Origin of the sequence: Rheinheimera aquimaris, from assembly GCF_020531985.1 — a bacterium.
GTDB lineage: Bacteria > Pseudomonadota > Gammaproteobacteria > Enterobacterales > Alteromonadaceae > Alishewanella > Alishewanella aquimaris.
This window is the reverse complement of record NZ_JAJAVQ010000001.1, coordinates 306,106-322,107: the sequence shown is the minus strand read 5'-3', so window position 1 is coordinate 322,107 and position 16,002 is coordinate 306,106. Positions and strand designations below refer to the sequence as shown.

At 47.8% G+C, this 16,002-nt stretch carries 12 protein-coding genes; 9 read left to right on the top strand and 3 right to left on the bottom strand.

Translation table 11 applies throughout. The annotated features are described in order from the left end of the window. Nucleotides 1–12 precede the first annotated feature (12 nt). The 4 genes from LHL18_RS01445 (at nucleotide 13) to LHL18_RS01430 (ending at nucleotide 2,910) form a co-directional block, all read left to right on the top strand. The gene (locus tag LHL18_RS01445; protein WP_425542610.1) at nucleotides 13–393 is read left to right on the top strand and encodes an HIT domain-containing protein; all 381 of its coding nucleotides are present in this window, start codon (nucleotides 13–15) and stop codon (nucleotides 391–393) included. Nucleotides 394–483: 90 nt separating this feature from the next. Further along, the gene (locus LHL18_RS01440; RefSeq protein WP_226765475.1) at nucleotides 484–882 is read left to right on the top strand and encodes an acyl-CoA thioesterase; all 399 of its coding nucleotides are present in this window, start codon (nucleotides 484–486) and stop codon (nucleotides 880–882) included. A gap of 134 nt (nucleotides 883–1,016) precedes the next feature. Further along, complete coding sequence (locus LHL18_RS01435; protein ID WP_134054693.1) at nucleotides 1,017–2,099, top strand: sensor histidine kinase; 1,083 nt, start codon at nucleotides 1,017–1,019, stop codon at nucleotides 2,097–2,099. Beyond that, nucleotides 2,092–2,910 (top strand): LytR/AlgR family response regulator transcription factor, encoded by an 819-nt coding sequence (locus tag LHL18_RS01430; RefSeq protein WP_134054695.1) that lies wholly within the window; start codon nucleotides 2,092–2,094, stop codon nucleotides 2,908–2,910. Before LHL18_RS01435 ends, LHL18_RS01430 begins: the two co-directional genes overlap by 8 nt. A 7-nt stretch (nucleotides 2,911–2,917) precedes the next feature. Here LHL18_RS01430 and LHL18_RS01425 read toward each other — a convergent pair whose 3' ends face one another. Further along, nucleotides 2,918–3,907, bottom strand: a complete 990-nt coding sequence (locus LHL18_RS01425; RefSeq protein WP_226765474.1) for an ATP-dependent 6-phosphofructokinase — start codon at nucleotides 3,905–3,907, stop codon at nucleotides 2,918–2,920. Nucleotides 3,908–4,084: 177 nt separating this feature from the next. Between LHL18_RS01425 and LHL18_RS01420 the strand changes: the two genes are divergently transcribed. Then, the gene (locus LHL18_RS01420) at nucleotides 4,085–5,056 is read left to right on the top strand and encodes a DMT family transporter (protein ID WP_134054699.1); all 972 of its coding nucleotides are present in this window, start codon (nucleotides 4,085–4,087) and stop codon (nucleotides 5,054–5,056) included. Between the two features lie 2 nt (nucleotides 5,057–5,058). On the opposite strand, the gene LHL18_RS01415 is transcribed toward LHL18_RS01420, so the two are convergent. Further along, a complete protein-coding gene (locus LHL18_RS01415; protein ID WP_319004156.1) occupies nucleotides 5,059–6,780 on the bottom strand; it encodes an ABC transporter ATP-binding protein in 1,722 nt (573 codons plus the stop codon). Between the two features lie 316 nt (nucleotides 6,781–7,096). Here LHL18_RS01415 and LHL18_RS01410 point away from each other — a divergent pair, with 316 nt between their 5' ends. From LHL18_RS01410 to ydiJ, 4 genes are all read left to right on the top strand, one after another. Continuing rightward, nucleotides 7,097–8,935: a cation:proton antiporter gene (locus LHL18_RS01410; protein ID WP_134054703.1), complete on the top strand. Its 1,839-nt coding sequence runs from the start codon at nucleotides 7,097–7,099 to the stop codon at nucleotides 8,933–8,935. A gap of 162 nt (nucleotides 8,936–9,097) precedes the next feature. After that, entirely contained in the window at nucleotides 9,098–9,682 is a 585-nt protein-coding gene (gene ribA / locus LHL18_RS01405; RefSeq protein ID WP_226765472.1) for a GTP cyclohydrolase II, read from the top strand. 81 nt (nucleotides 9,683–9,763) lie between these two features. Next, nucleotides 9,764–10,231: a YehS family protein gene (locus LHL18_RS01400; protein ID WP_134054705.1), complete on the top strand. Its 468-nt coding sequence runs from the start codon at nucleotides 9,764–9,766 to the stop codon at nucleotides 10,229–10,231. A 56-nt stretch (nucleotides 10,232–10,287) separates the two neighbouring features. Next, complete coding sequence (gene ydiJ / locus LHL18_RS01395) at nucleotides 10,288–13,335, top strand: D-2-hydroxyglutarate dehydrogenase YdiJ (RefSeq protein WP_226765471.1); 3,048 nt, start codon at nucleotides 10,288–10,290, stop codon at nucleotides 13,333–13,335. A 61-nt stretch (nucleotides 13,336–13,396) separates the two neighbouring features. On the opposite strand, the gene LHL18_RS01390 is transcribed toward ydiJ, so the two are convergent. Beyond that, nucleotides 13,397–15,958, bottom strand: a complete 2,562-nt coding sequence (locus LHL18_RS01390; protein ID WP_134054709.1) for a TonB-dependent receptor plug domain-containing protein — start codon at nucleotides 15,956–15,958, stop codon at nucleotides 13,397–13,399. Nucleotides 15,959–16,002: the final 44 nt, after the last annotated feature.

The following is a 16,002-nucleotide window of genomic DNA, read 5'->3' as shown; positions in this document are numbered from 1 at the left end:
AAGCTGGCCATTATGCCGTTAAATCATCTGAAGGAAAACGATATGGCCGTTGAAACGGTGTTCAGTCAAATTATCCGCCGGGAAGCTAAGGCCGATATTCTGTTTCAGGATGAACTGGTAACTGCCTTTCGTGATATCAGACCCAGAGCACCTGTGCATATTTTACTGGTACCTAACCAGCTTATTCCGACAGTAAATGATGTAGAGCCACAACATGAGGCGGCACTTGGCAGGTTGTTTACTGTTGCCCGTAAGCTAGCGGCAGAGCATGGTATAGCAGATAAGGGCTACAGACTAATTATGAATTGTAACGCTCACGGCGGGCAGGAGGTTTATCATATACACCTGCATTTGGTCGGCGGTCGTTCTTTGGGCCCGATGCTTTGCCGTTAAAGAAGACCGACAGTTATTTTCAGCTGAGTGTTGCATTTACAGTCAGCTCTTATAGAATCCGCGGCCTGAGCACTATAGGAACAGACAGTAATGAATGATGAAAGCCAGATCGCTAAGCGTATGGAACATGCCGTAACCAGAGTGACTAAAACGGTATTTCCGGGTAGAACTAACCATCACAATACCTTGTTCGGCGGTGAAGCACTGGCCTGGATGGACGAAGCGGCCTTCATCGCTGCGACCCGTTTTTGCCGTAAGCCGCTGGTGACAGTCTGTTCAGACAGGGTAGATTTTAAAGAGTCTATTCCGGCCGGCAGTATTATTGAACTGGTCGCAAAGATAGAACATGTCGGGCGCACCAGTATCCGGGTTGTCGTCGATATTTTTGTTGAGAATATGTTTAATGATGACCAGCATAAAGCGATATCAGGTAGTTTTACTTTCGTGGCATTAGGGCCAGATCGTAAACCAACACCGGTACTGGGGTAAGGTTGAAGCTATTCAATCCGTTTTGGCTGATGTTATGCGATTAATGCTTAGGCAAATAAGCTCAGTTAACAATGGTTTTTATGGCAGTTTGGTTATAATCGGACCATTACTCCGGTGCTCTGCGGATTGTCATTTTGTATAAATTATTTGAAGATCGTACACGTCAGTTTTGGATCCTGCACACACTGGGCTGGTTGGGTTTCGCTATCGTCAACTATCTTGGCTCTTTGGTGCAGGAAACCCGCGATGCCTATTTGATTGTTGTCATGCTGGATTCCTACATAGGCTGGCTGATTACTATACCGCTGCGGTATGCCTATCAGAGAGTCTGGCACTGGACGCCTTGGCGAATGATACTCACTGTGCTATTGCTGGCATTTCTGGTTGCAGCGATTTGGACAGCAGTGCGTAACTTCAACTATTGGGAAATCTATCGCCATGGGGCGAGACCCGATGATTGGCTGAAGTATATCCGCGATACGCCGGTAGCGTTTTATGTGATACTAAGCTGGAGTGGTTTGTATTTTGGTATTAAGTATTATCAGACGCTGCAGCAGGAAAAACAGAAATCGTTAACTGCAACCAACAAAGCGCACGAAGCACAGCTAAAAATGCTGCGTTATCAGTTAAATCCACATTTTTTGTTTAATACGTTAAATGCTATCTCAACGCTGGTTTTAATCAACGAAACTGACACCGCTAATAAAATGGTGACCAGGCTTAGTGACTTTTTACGCTATTCGTTGTACAAAGACCCTATCAATAAAGTTGCGCTCGAACAGGAAGTTTATGCAGCCAGGCTCTACCTTGAGATAGAGAAGGTACGTTTTTCCGAGCGTTTGTCCGTTGCTTTTGATCTGGAAAGCGGAACAGAAAAAGCACTGGTGCCGAGCCTTATACTGCAACCGTTGATAGAGAATGCCATTAAATACGCGGTTGCCAGCCAGATTAACGGCGGTGAAATTGCTATCACAGCGAAAAAGTTCGGCCATGATCTACTGCTTGAAGTTGCTGATAATGGCCCGGGCATGACGATTACAAATGGTCTGCCTAAAAGCAGTGATAGCGGGGTAGGCCTGGTTAATACCAAAGAGCGTTTATCGGCATTGTACGACAATAATTTTGCGTTGGTTTTGACACATAACCAGCCTCATGGGCTGAAAGTAAACATTAGAATCCCACTAGAATTAGAAAAAACGGAACAGGAACATGCTTAAGGTAATAGTAGTTGATGATGAACCTTTAGCCCGTAAGGGAATGTTGGTGCGTTTACGGGAGTTCCCTGAGCTAGACGTTGTCGCAGAGTGCAGTAATGGGCAGCAGGCTATCGACAGTATCAGCGAATTAGCGCCGGATTTGGTTTTTCTGGACGTTGAAATGCCGGGTATGGACGGTTTTACCGTGTTAAAACAGTTGCAGGAAAAGCATATCGCACTGCCTTATGTTGTGTTTGTAACGGCATATGATCACTATGCATTCAGCGCTTTTGAAGTAAACGCGCTGGACTATGTGCTAAAGCCGGTGGAGCCGATCAGACTGCGCCAGGCAGTAGAGAAAGTACTGAAGATTTATCAGGCCCAGGATACACAGAAGCACAAAGGCCAGTTAGCAGAAGCCGTTGCCAAACTGACCGGAGAAGATACCGGTAACATTTTGCAGCGTCTGGACAATGCCGAACCGGTTGTTAATGACCGGTTTCCAGATGCGATCAGCATTAAAGACAGCGGCGAGATCACCCGAGTGCCTGTAACGGCGATAGAATGGGTCGATGCGGCTGGCGACTATATGTGTATCCATACCCGTGATGGCCAGACGCATATTTTACGACGCACAATGAAAGAGTTGGAACAGGAGCTTGATCCCAGACAGTTTGTCCGTGTGCATCGCTCTGCCATCGTTAATGTGCAAACCATTGCCAAGCTGCAGATGCTTGCCAATGGCGAACATCAGTTAATGCTGACAAATGGGCAGGCGGTAAAAGTCAGTCGCAGCTATAAAGATCGCGTTAAACAGGTATTCAACCAATAAACGCATATTAGTCGCTGGCAATGTATTGTTGCCAGCGGACTAAATAAGGATCTATCTGTTTTGTTTTGTCTCCGGTTTTGGCCAGCGGATATAAGCTCAGTTGCTGGTTAACTTCACCAGCCATCATAAGGTGGGCGCCGGCAATAAGCTGCTCAACGGCGTAAGCACCAAGCTTCGTCGCCAATATTCGGTCTGCTCCGACGGGCCGACCTCCACGCTGAATATGACCAAGTATGCAGGCCCGGCATTCAATACCTAAGGCTTCACTTAGCGCTTCTGCTAAGGCCGTGGTACCGGCAGGGTAACTGTTTTCTGCCACAACGATAATGTAACTGCTTTTCCCCCTGAGCAATTGCGCATGCTGTATCGGAATTATCAGATCTTTCAGATTATCGGGTTTAATGGCGGCGAACTCCGGACAGATGATTTGCTCAGCGCCAGCGGCAATGCCTGCAGACAACGTAATATACCCCGAATGCCTGCCCATCAGTTCAATCAGAAAAATACGTTCAAAGGCATCGGCGGTATCACGTATCTTATCTATGGCGTCTAAGGCGGTATCAATGGCAGTGGCAAAACCAATGGTATAGTCTGTACCGTCAACATCGTTGTCGATGGTGCCCGGAACGCCGATAATTTGTCCGTTATAATGCTCGGCAATACTCAAAGCTCCACGAAAACTGCCGTCCCCGCCAATAATAATAACAGCGTCAAGCTGCAGCGCCTCCAATGCTTTAGCCGCTTTTGCTGCACCCTCTGACGTGTACAGTGCTTTGCAGCGGGCACTTTTTAAAATAGTACCGCCGTACTGAATGATATGTTGCACATGTTGCGGTAGCAGGGTCTGGTACTCATTATCCAGCAAACCATTGAAGCCATGATGAAAGCCGATAACATCAATGTTATTGGCTGCTGCGGTCAATACCGCGGCTCTGATCGCAGCGTTCATGCCGGGTGCATCTCCGCCTGATGTGAGTATACCGATGCGTTTAATCATGATTTTTCCTTTATACATAATCGCTTTAACTATAGCGGTTAACCACTTGGTATCTTTTGATATAGCGCAACCTGCGGTTACTTTGTCGCGAAAGCGGTGTTAGCTAAAGACAACACCCGGTGAATAGGTAAAATAGCACTTCACTGGCAGCACTCCGCTTTATTGATTGGAAATTCCATGCATCAGATCACCGGTAAAAGCATGATTGGTTTATCACTGGCATTAACGACTGCAATCCTGTGGGGTATGCTTCCTATTGCACTTAAGGTGCTGCTGGATGTATTGACTGCAAATACGATCACCGCAGTGCGTTTTTTCGCAGCCGCTGTGATGGTTGGATTGTGGCTTTGGCTAAGCGGAAAACTGCCAAAACTGCGTTTACTGCTCAGCAAAAAGGCTGGCAGCCTGATGATCATTGCTGTGCTTGGTTTGTTATCCAACTACATCATGTATCTGAGTGGGCTTAACTATCTTAGCGCAGAGACTGGCCAGGTTGTTATACAGTTAGCGCCATTTCTGATGATGTTAGGTGGTGTGGTGATATTCAAAGAGCAGTTGTTGCTTTGGCAAAAAGTAGGAGCTTTTAGCTTGGTTGCCGGTTTACTACTGTTTTTTAACGAGCGATTAGTGCAGCTGCTGCAATATGCCGGTAGCGAAACGCTGGGCGTACTGTTGGTGATTGCGGCAGCTGTGACATGGGCGGCCTATGCTCTGGCGCAAAAGCAGCTGCTTATGCACTACAGCTCAAAACAAATTATGTATCTGCTTTATGTGGCCGGCACTGTTGCTTTTATACCGGTATCAGACTTTTCGCCTTTGCAAACGATGACTGCTTTACACTGGGGGTTACTGGTTTTCTGCTGTCTGAATACTGTTGTGGCGTATGGCGCTTTTGCTGAAGCCTTGCATCATTGGGAAGCATCTAAAGTTAGCGCAGTGCTGGCTGTGACGCCTTTGTTTACTATTTTATTTGCCCAGTTACTTGCATGGCAGCTACCAGATTTTATCAGTGCGCAAGTGCTTAATATCTGGTCGTGGATTGGTGCAGCTTTGGTAGTGTTGGGATCTGCGCTGACGGCTCTGGCTCCTCAATTTGCCGATTACCGTGCAGCGCGTAAAGCTAAGAAATTACAGCGGGACGTGTTCTGATATTAATCTACGCCAATAAAACCACCGGTTTGATGTGCCCACAGCTGAGCGTAAATACCGCCTGATGCGATAAGCTCACTGTGGCTGCCTTGTTCTACAATAGCACCCTGGTCAAGTACGATAAGCCGGTCCATCTGTGCAATTGTTGACAGGCGGTGCGCAATGGCAATAACGGTTTTTCCTGCCATCAGGCTATTAAGGCTGTTTTGAATTGCGGCTTCAACTTCAGAATCCAATGCTGAGGTTGCTTCATCCAGGATCAGGATAGGAGCATTCTTCAGCAGCACCCGGGCTATAGCAATGCGCTGGCGCTGGCCACCGGATAATTTAACCCCTCGCTCGCCAACCTGAGCGTCAAAACCGGTGTTGCCTTTAGGATCTGTCAGTTCAGCAATAAAATCAGTTGCCTCAGCTTGCTCTGCCGCAAGCAGCAACTCTGCTTCAGAAGCATCGGGTTTACCATACACGATGTTGTCACGGACGGAGCGGTGCAGCAAAGAGGTATCCTGTGTCACCATGGCGATGTGCTGACGCAAGCTTTCCTGGTCCACCTGACTGATATCCTGGCCGTCAATCAATATTCTGCCGCTTTCGACATCGTAAAAACGTAGCAGCAGGTTAACCAATGTTGATTTTCCGGCCCCTGAGCGGCCTACTAATCCAACTTTTTCGCCCGGCTTTATATCCAAATTAAGTTGCTGCAGCACGGCGGCCTTGCCGTTATCTGCTGCTTTACCGTAGTTAAAGCCGACCTGCTCGAAGCGGATCGCGCCCTGGTTGACGGTAAGTGCTTTAGCATTGGGGATATTATTAACCTGTGCCGGCTGCGACAGCGTGGTAATACCATCGGCCACGGTGCCAATATTTTCAAATAAACTGCTGACTTCCCACATGATCCATTGCGCCATGCCGTTTAAGCGTAGCGCCAGGCTGACAGCAATAGCGATAGCACCAACACTGATAGCGTTATCTGACCAAAGATAGATTGATAGTGCGGCGATGCTAAACACCAGTAAGTAGTTAAGTGTCTGTACCGACACACTTAAACCAGTTGCTAAGCGCATCTGGCGGTATACCGGCTTTAAAAACACCTCCATACTGTCTTTTGCGTAAGCTTCTTCGCGATTGGTGTGTGAGAACAGCTTGATGGTAGTGATATTGGTATAGCTGTCGACAATACGACCAGTCATTTCTGAACGCGCATCAGCCTGACGGGTAGAAGCCGCCTTTAACCGGGGTACAAAATAAAATTGCATGGCAATGTAAATGGCTAGCCATACCAACATCGGTAGCACCAGGCGTATATCTGCTTCGGCGATAAAAAACAGCATGGAACCAAAATACACCAGCACATAGACCATGACATCGAGGAGTTTCATCACCGTTTCGCGCACCGCAAGAGATGTTTGCATCACTTTGGTTGCTATACGTCCGGCAAAATCGTTCTGGTAAAAACTTATGCTCTGGCGAAGCAAATAACGGTGTGCCAGCCAACGGATAGACATCGGATAGTTACCGAGTAACGTTTGGTGAACAATGGCCGCATGGAAAAAACTCAACGCCGGTAGCAGTATTACCGTGAATAAAGCCATTTTTATCAGTGTGCTGCGCTCCTCGGTAAACAGGCTTTGCGGGTCATTTTTTACCAACCAGTCAACCAACTGGCCCATAAAGCTGAACAACGATACTTCCATCATTGCCAGTAAAGCAGTGCTGATAGACATAAGAATGAGAGAAGCCTCCATACCTTTGGTATAGTGGCGACAGAAAGCCCAGATGCCTTTAGGGGGTTGTGTTGGTTCAGCGGCAGGAAAGGGCTTGATAATACGCTCAAAAAAACTAAGCATAACAGACTCGGATAACAATATAGAGGCGCGTATTGTACCTGAGTTATCTTAAATTGCATGCCCGATACTGATCATCGTACGGTAATAACATGGCATAATACTGGGATTATTCTTTTCGCTGTGTAGCATGATTCATGCTAAAACTATGTTTTTAAGCCATCTTTATACGGGCTGAACGTCTTACAGGGTTCTCATGGAAAAAATTTCTGCCACGCTGGCGCTTTTAGGTATCGTATCGTTATTTTGTCAATGGCTGGGCTGGAAGCTCAGACTGCCGGCTATTTTACCATTGTTGGTAGCAGGCTTACTGCTTGGGCCGGCTCTGGGCGTTCTGGACCCGGACGAATTGTTCGGTGACTTGTTGTTTCCGATTATCTCTCTTGGTGTGGCGGTGATTCTGTTTGAAGGTTCACTGACACTGAACTTTAAAGAAATTAAAAGCCATGGTCGCATGGTAACGAGCCTGGTTACCATAGGGGCAGCAATAACCTGGGCGTGTATCACATTAGCATCATACGTTCTGGTAGGGTTTAGCTGGGAAATCGCCATGTTGTTTGGCGCCCTGGTGGTGGTGACCGGGCCGACAGTTATTGTGCCGATGCTCCGAAGTGTCAGGCCAACATCAAAACTGGCCAGTATTTTGCGCTGGGAAGGTATTGTTATCGACCCGTTAGGCGCGCTTATTGCGGTTTTGGTGTTTGAGTATATAGCGTTTTCGTCAGAATCAGGTAATCACGTCCTGACAGCACTGGGCCTGATGTTGTCTATCGGCTTTGGCCTTGGTGCATTATCCGGTTATCTGGTAGGTATCGTACTTAGAAAAAATTTGCTGCCGCATTACCTGCAAAATACTGCTGTATTAACGATCGTGCTGGGCGTTTTTGTCGGCTCAAATTTGTTGCAGGAAGAATCGGGTTTATTAACGGTTACCGTAATGGGGATTTGGCTTGCCAATATGCGCGGCGTCGATATCGCCGATATTCTGGAATTTAAAGAAACCTTAACCGTGCTGCTAATTTCAGCGCTGTTTATTCTGTTGGCTGCACGGCTGGACTCTGCTGCAGTACTGGATCTTGGCTTTGGTGGCCTGGGGTTATTACTGGTGGTGATGTTTGTTGCCAGACCACTGAGTGTTTGGGTTTCGGCATTGGGATCTTCTTTAAAAAGTGCTGATAAATGGTTTTTAAGTTGGGTAGCCCCGCGGGGTATAGTGGCTGCAGCTGTGTCGTCATTATTTGCCATTAAACTTGAAAGCCTCGGCTACGCTGGTGCTGAACATATCGTGCCACTGGTGTTTCTGGTCATCATCGGAACAGTAGTAGTGCAAAGCCTTACCGCAGGCAGCTGGGCGAAATGGTTGGGGGTATCGGCGGGGTCAAATCAAGGGCTGTTGATTTTTGGTGCATCGCGTTTTTCCCGTGATCTGGCCAAGGTGCTACAAAGCAAACAAATCCGTGTGGTGCTGGCCGATACCAACTGGGACAATATACGACTTGCCAGAATGGATAACATACCGGTCTATTTTGGGAACCCGGCATCAGAACATGCTGAAACTTACCTTGATCTGACTGGTATTGGCCGGGTGTTTGTTATTTCGCCGTATCGTCAGTTAAACCCGCTGGTAAATTTTCACTTTCAGGACGTATATGGCGTCAATAAAGTATTCGGTTTAAATAACTCAGAACCCGGCAGCGCCCGTCATCAAATGTCGGAAACCTATGTTAAACAGCTTAGCTTATTTGGCGAACAGGTCTCTTACGCTAAGTTATCGAGCTTGGTTGCCAGAGGCGCTGTGATTAAAACTACAAACATAACTGAGAATTTTACGTTTGAACATTTTCAGCGTCGATACGGCGATGGCGCTTTGCCGCTGTTGTATATTAAAGATAAGAAGCTACATGTCATTACAGCCAACACCGGTGCAGCCATTCCGGGGGATGTTGAACTAGTCAGTTTAATTTCTGCCCATGCGTTGCAGGAGGCAAAAGTGACCAGCCAGCCAACAGATCCGCAGAAGAGTGCCCAGCTGTAAGCAACACAACCATAGTGAGCGTGCCGCAAGTGTGATATTATCACAATAAGCGGCCGCTATCTGGCCAAAGGCTATAATAACGGTATCTGTCTGGCTTGAATTACTGTAGCAGTGGCCCAATAAAGCCTGCGCTGTTGTGTTGCAGCCACTAGCTGAGATGTCATGATGAAATTAAAACTTGTAACGTCAACATTACTACCTACACCTTTTGCAGAGTTCCGCTTGCACGGCTTTGAAGCGCCAAACGGCAAAGAGCATGTAGCACTGACGCTTGGCGACGTTAGTGGTGAGGAACCTGTGCTGGCGAGGGTGCACTCTGAATGCTTAACCGGAGATGCGCTGTTTAGCCTGCGCTGCGATTGTGGCCCGCAGTTAGAAGCCGCGATGCGAAAAATTGCAGACTTAGGGCGGGGTTGTATTCTTTACTTAAGGCAGGAAGGCCGTGGTATAGGTTTGATTAATAAAATCCGCGCCTATGCCGAGCAGGATAAAGGCTTTGATACCGTAGAGGCTAATGAAATTTTGGGGTTTTTACCTGACATGCGCGAATACGATATTGCTGCGCAGATGTTCGAGCAACTGGGTATTAAACAAATCCGGCTGTTAACGAACAATCCGCGCAAACTAAAGGCGCTGACTGACGCCGGTGTGAATGTTCTGGAAAGGGTTCAGCACAGGGTTAAAACCACGGCACATAGCCATCGCTACCTGGCTACAAAAGCCAGCAAACTTGGGCATTTACCCTGACAAAGCCGCTTGTCTGATGATTTCTGGCTGGCTGTGTTATTATAATAGCCACTTCCCAATTATCCGCTACAGGGCCTAACTTTGACTCCAAACGATGTATTGCGTAGCTTGCGCTACAGCCTGAATGTTCATGACTATGGCATGATTGATATTTTTGCTCTGGGTGGGGCAAACGTGACCAAAGAGCAGGTTGTGTCTTGGCTGAAAAAAGATGAAGACGAAGGGTTCAGCGCCGTAAGCGATGAATTGATGGCCAGGTTTTTAAATGGTCTTATTATTCAACGTCGCGGCGCCAGAGATGGTGAAATACCAGCGCCGGAAACCAGGTTGAATCACAACATCATGTTGCGAAAGCTTAAAATAGCGTTTGATTTAAAAGATGACGATATTATCAACCTACTGAACACGGCAGATTTTCGTCTGGGGAAATCTGAACTGAGTGCGTTTTTCCGCCGGCCTGACCACCGGCATTATCGCGAATGTCAGGATCAGGTACTCAGGTATTTTTTACGCGGGATCCAGCAGAAATTCCGTCCGGCAGCCAGCTGACCCTGTTATCAAGTTAATGTTATACTGCAGGCACTTATTGCCGAGTGTCTGCAGTTATGATCCCAAAGCTTAATCCTGAGTTGGCATTAGATGCCAGTATTGTTGCATTTAACAAAGCGCTGGTCGCGGCCGGTTTTAGCGGTGATATTGAAACCAGCTATGGTAGCCGTTTAGCAGTAGCGACAGATAACAGCATCTACCAAACCTTGCCGCAGGCAGTTGTTTTGCCAAAAACGACAGATGACCTGGTGATCCTGACCTCTCTGGCGCAGACTTCAAGCTTTTCCCATATCAAATTTAGCCCTCGCGGCGGGGGTACCGGCACCAATGGTCAATCTCTGACGGAACATGTCGTGGTAGATTTATCACGCCATATGCGCAATATCCTTGAGCTGAATGTTGAGCAGCGTTGGGTGCGGGTACAGGCTGGCGTCATTAAAGATCAGCTGAACGCTTTTTTAAAACCTTATGGCTTTTTCTTTTCACCTGATCTGTCGACGTCTAACCGGGCGACAATTGGTGGCATGATTAACACCGATGCATCGGGTCAGGGTTCACTGGTTTATGGTAAAACCAGCGACCATGTGTTGGCGTTAAAAACAGTACTGATAGACGGTAATGTGTTAAAGACGCATAAAATGGCTACTTTTGAAGCCGAACACCGGGCAGAGCAGTCAAACAGTATTGGTCGCATCTACCGTCAGGTGCTGGACAGCTGCCGTAATTTTCGTCCGCAGATCCTGGATAAATTTCCCCGCTTAAACCGCTTTTTAACCGGTTACGATCTGGAGCATGTATTTAATGATGATCTGACTGAGTTTGATTTATCCCGCATCATCACCGGTTCAGAGGGCTCGCTTGGATTTGTTGTTGAAGCAAAGCTGAATATTACGCCTATCGCCAAATACAAGTGCCTGGTCAATGTTAAATATGACAGCTTTGAAAGTGCACTTCGCAATGCACCCTTTCTGGTGGCGGCAGACGCAACCTCTGTAGAGACTGTTGATAGCAAAGTGCTGAACTTAGCCCGTCGCGATATTATCTGGCATCAGGTAAAAGATTTGATAACCGATGTGCCCGGTATCGATATGCAGGGGCTCAATATGGTTGAGTATAATGCTGAAGAGCAAGCCAGTATTGAGCAGAAAATAACCGCGCTTACTGCACGGCTGGATACCGCAATAGCGGATAAAACGGATGGCATTATCGGCTATCAGCTTACCTATGATACGGTAGCGATTAATAATATTTATGCAATGCGTAAGAAGGCAGTAGGTTTACTGGGCAATACGCAAGGCAAGCAGAAGCCTTTGGCCTTCGCAGAAGATACCGCGGTACCGCCGGAAAATCTGGCTGACTTTATTCTGGAGTTTCGCGCTCTGCTGGACAGTCACGGTTTGCAGTATGGTATGTTTGGTCATGTTGATGCTGGTGTTTTGCATGTACGGCCTGCGCTGGATTTATGCGACCCTGAACAGGAAAAACTACTAAGAACCATTTCAGATCAGGTTGTAGCACTTACGGCCAAATACGGTGGCCTGATGTGGGGCGAACATGGCAAAGGTTATCGCAGTGAGTATGGCCCGGCATTTTTTGGCGAAGAGCTGTTTACTGAGCTGCGTAAAATCAAAGCGGCATTCGACCCGCGTAACAGGGTTAACCCTGGCAAAATTTGTACGCCTTATAACAGTGCCGATAAACTGGTGTCAGTGGACGATCAAAAACGTGCCTGGTTTGACCGGCAGATACCCGTAGCAGTAAAAGACAGCTTTGACAGCAGCTTAAACTGCAATGGTAATGGCTTGTGCTTTAACTACGAAGAAACCTCGCCGATGTGCCCGTCCAGCAAGGTGACAAAAGACAGGCGGCACAGCCCTAAAGGGCGGGCAGGCTTGATGCGTGAGTGGTTACGACTGGCACACAACAGCGGTTTTGATGTTCTCGAACACGAGCAGCAGCTACAAGGTACGCGGTCAGGTTTAAGTACGTTGTGGCCGCGTCTTAAAAACACTCTTGCCAAACGACAGGGCGAGGAAGACTTCTCGCACGAGGTGATGGCCGCGATGGAAGGCTGCCTGGCTTGTAAAGCCTGCGCAGGGCAATGCCCGGTTAAAGTTGACGTACCAGCGTTCCGCTCTCGTTTCTTACAGCTGTACCATAGCCGTTATCTGCGCCCGGCTAAAGATTATATTGTTGGCAATATTGAACGCACGGCGCCACTGTTAGCAAAAGCGCCGCGGCTGGTTAATTTTATTCTCAAACGTGATCTTACCGCGAAAATACTGAAGAAAACGGTTGGTTATGTTGATACACCGCTGCTGTCTGTACCGTCACTGACGAAGCAGATTGGGGGTAAATACCGGTTTGATTTAGCGCAGCTGCAGCAACTAACTGAGTCGCAGCGGTTAAAAACGGTGTTACTGGTGCAAGACCCATTCACTAGCTTTTACGAAGCGGAACTGGTGCATGATGCATTAAGCCTGCTGGAAAAGTTTGGTTACTCCCCGGTGCTATTACCCTTTAAACCGAATGGTAAGCCGCAGCATGTTAAAGGGTTCTTGCGCCAGTTTGCCCACACTGCAGCGACGGCTGCACAGTTTTTAAATCAGCTTCAGCAGCTGAATATCCCTATGCTTGGGCTGGATGCTTCATTGGTGCTGGTATACCGGGATGAATACAATAAAGCGCTTGCAGATAAACGCGGCAATTTCCATGTTCAGCTGTTACATGAGTGGCTGGTGCAGCAAACATTACCGCCGGTAAAGGCTGCCGGGGACTATGCCTTACTGGCACACTGTACAGAGAAAACCGCGTTGCCGGCAACAGAGAAAGCATGGCAACAAATATTCAGTAACGTCGGTATGAGTTTGACACCAGTGAGCGTAGGCTGTTGTGGTATGGCGGGCACATATGGTCATGAAGCCCAGAATCTGGAAAACTCTAAGGCTCTGTTTGATATGAGCTGGCGTACGCCTGTTGAAAAATACGGCACAGAAAAAGTTCTGGTTACAGGCTTTTCCTGCCGTAGCCAGGTAAAAAGGTTGATGGGTGACAAACCTCGTCACCCGTTGCAGGCGTTACTGACGGCAGTAACCAAGGACTGATTTCACGGCATAAAAAAATCCGCCTTAACGGCGGATTTTTTGAGCTATTTCAGTGTAACTATCAGAACTTATAGGTTCCTTTTAAATACCAGTAGCCACCATTGATACCCATAGGTGAGGTTTCAAAGTACTTGCCTCCCAATATGGTTTTCCACTCTTCCGGTAATTCAGCCGGTTCATTATCCAGCAGGTTCTGCGCACCAACAGATACAATGAAATTATCATTCACGAAGTAGCTGACTTCTGCATCCAGCGTTACTTCCCAGGTTGCATTCACAGCAAAGCCCGGATCGTCCGCATGTACGCCCTGATAACTACCGTAATAGTTTGTCCGCAGGAACATCGATAAGTCATCCCAGCTCTGAGTCCAAGTAAACGTTGCACGATGATTCGGCAGATCGTTTTCCAGCCTGGATACACGGAATTCACCGGTAATATCGGTGAAACGGGTAACCTCGGTGTCGTTCCAGTTGTATGCCAGTGCAAAACTGCTGCGACCGTCAAACAAGTCCATGGAGTAGTTGGCAACCACATCAACGCCCTGAGTACGGGTATCAAAGTCGTTGGTCAGGTAAGTGATGCTGGTTAATGAATCAATACCACGCACACCTGCGGCTTTTAACGCATCGATCTCATCCTGTGTTACTTCAAAGGCTGTGGACTGGCTGATACGGTCATCAACGTCAATGCGATAGTAATCGGCTGTGATAAAGAAATCGTAGCCGGTATAAACCACACCAAATGCATAGCTGGTTGATTCTTCCGGTTCCAGCTCTGTTGCACCTTTTAAGATTGCAACCGGGTTGGTTGGCGGCAGTACGCCGACATCAACTAGCACGCCCTGATTCAGTTCAGTACGAACGTTACTGACATTCGCCTGACCAACGGTGGGGGCACGGAAGCCGGTGCTGGTTGAAGCACGCAGTGCCCAGTCATCGGTTAAACGGTACTGACCGGTCAGCTTATAGTTTGTAGTGGTACCAAAGCTGTCATAGTCTTCAAAGCGCACTGCCAGTGCACCAAGCAACTTTTCTGTGAATTCAGCTTCTACTTCGGCATAAGCAGCATAGTTACGCCGGGTTGAGGTGCCGGCAGTTTGTGGCTGGAAGCCTGGGAAACCGTTGGAGCCGTTGCTTAAGCCCTGGTCAACATAAGGACCAACTTCCCAGGATGCCTGCTCGCCGGCAACAATTTCAAAGCTTTCTTCAGTCCACTGTGCACCGAAGGCAACAGTTAAGTCTTCATACAAACCGGCTGGTACATATTTAACAAAATCTGCCGTGAAGGTCTTTTCCAGTTGGATATATTTACCGGCATTGAAATCAGTCGGTGTTTCAGGGCCAAGTGAGGCGTTTACAGAGTTAAATAGCTGGAAGGTCGATTCACTGCGGCCAACAACTCCGCTGAAGTCATATAAGATGCCTTCCATAAAACCAGTTTTAAACTCGCCTTTGGTGCCAAGTGCTAAAGATGTATCGGTAATGTTGCCACCAAAATTTGGCGTAAAACCGCCCGGGAACATCTGGAAGAAGGTGAAACAGTTATCAGGCAGCGCATTAACTTTATCAGTGATTTCCTGATGATTCAGGCCACCGATTGCAACGTTATTACAACCGCCGGTGCCATCTAAATCAACCACTTCCAGCGTTTCGCCGCCGTCATTTGAGAATACGCCGCCGCGGTTGTGTGGGTTGCGGTAATAAAAACCACCACGCACATCACGCTCAGAGTAGTTACCAAACATATAGGCTTCACCACCGTTGCCAAGGTCTAAGCCTGCATTGGCAAAAATGGTAATATCATCTTTGATTTCAGGTGAGCCCCAGATTTGCGCGGGTGTCGCGACAAAGGTATTACCGCCATCAATTAAACCCTGAGCATCACCACGCTGCACACTGCGGCTGGTAGCATCCACGTTTTTGTATTGCATACTAACGTTAACGAAGCCGTCTTTGGTCAACGGCATGCCGACGTTAGCGGCTACCTCGGTAGAAGTACCGTCTCCTTCATAATACTCGCCATGTTTAACTTCAATACTGCCGCCTTCTGCTGCATCTTTCAGTACAAAGTTAATTACGCCAGCTATAGCGTCTGAACCGTACTGAGCAGCAGCACCGTCACGCAGAACTTCGACTTGCTTTAGTGCGATACCCGGAATTACCGAGATATCCGGGCCCTGGGCGCCATCATTGATACCACCACCTAAGAAGGAAATAACCGACGCGCGGTGACGGCGCTTGCCATTTAACAAAATCAGTGTGCTGTCCGACGACAGGCCGCGTAAGTTAATCGGACGGATCAGTGTCGCCGCATCGCTGATTGGCTGGGCGTGAACGTTAAGTGATGGCACTGTTGTGCTGATTAGGTTCAGCATATCGCTGTTACCATTCTTATTCAGCTCTTCGCCACCAATGATATCTACTGGCACCGGAGAGTCACCAATAGACCGCGGCGCAGAGCGGGTACCTACAACTGCTATTTTTTCAACACTTTGCTCTTTCTGAGCACTGGCTGAGCTTTCTTCCTGTGCCAGCGCGACTGAACTGATGCCTAAAGACAGTGAAGCCGCCAGACTAAACTTTACCGCACGCGCAACCGGATGATATTTACTTTGTTTTTTCATAGCTCTGTTCCTGGATTATTATTTTATCTACCCAACGCTTATGT

Coding starts and splice junctions, on each gene's coding strand:
- LHL18_RS01445 (WP_425542610.1), top strand. CDS start 13: ATGCCGTTAAATCATCTGAAGGAAAACGATATGGCCGTTGAAACGGTG.
- LHL18_RS01440 (WP_226765475.1), top strand. CDS start 484: ATGAATGATGAAAGCCAGATCGCTAAGCGTATGGAACATGCCGTAACC.
- LHL18_RS01430 (WP_134054695.1), top strand. CDS start 2,092: ATGCTTAAGGTAATAGTAGTTGATGATGAACCTTTAGCCCGTAAGGGA.
- LHL18_RS01425 (WP_226765474.1), bottom strand. CDS start 3,907: ATGATTAAACGCATCGGTATACTCACATCAGGCGGAGATGCACCCGGC.
- LHL18_RS01420 (WP_134054699.1), top strand. CDS start 4,085: ATGCATCAGATCACCGGTAAAAGCATGATTGGTTTATCACTGGCATTA.
- LHL18_RS01415 (WP_319004156.1), bottom strand. CDS start 6,780: ATGTCTATCAGCACTGCTTTACTGGCAATGATGGAAGTATCGTTGTTC.
- LHL18_RS01410 (WP_134054703.1), top strand. CDS start 7,097: ATGGAAAAAATTTCTGCCACGCTGGCGCTTTTAGGTATCGTATCGTTA.
- ribA (WP_226765472.1), top strand. CDS start 9,098: ATGATGAAATTAAAACTTGTAACGTCAACATTACTACCTACACCTTTT.
- ydiJ (WP_226765471.1), top strand. CDS start 10,288: ATGATCCCAAAGCTTAATCCTGAGTTGGCATTAGATGCCAGTATTGTT.
- LHL18_RS01390 (WP_134054709.1), bottom strand. CDS start 15,958: ATGAAAAAACAAAGTAAATATCATCCGGTTGCGCGTGCGGTAAAGTTT.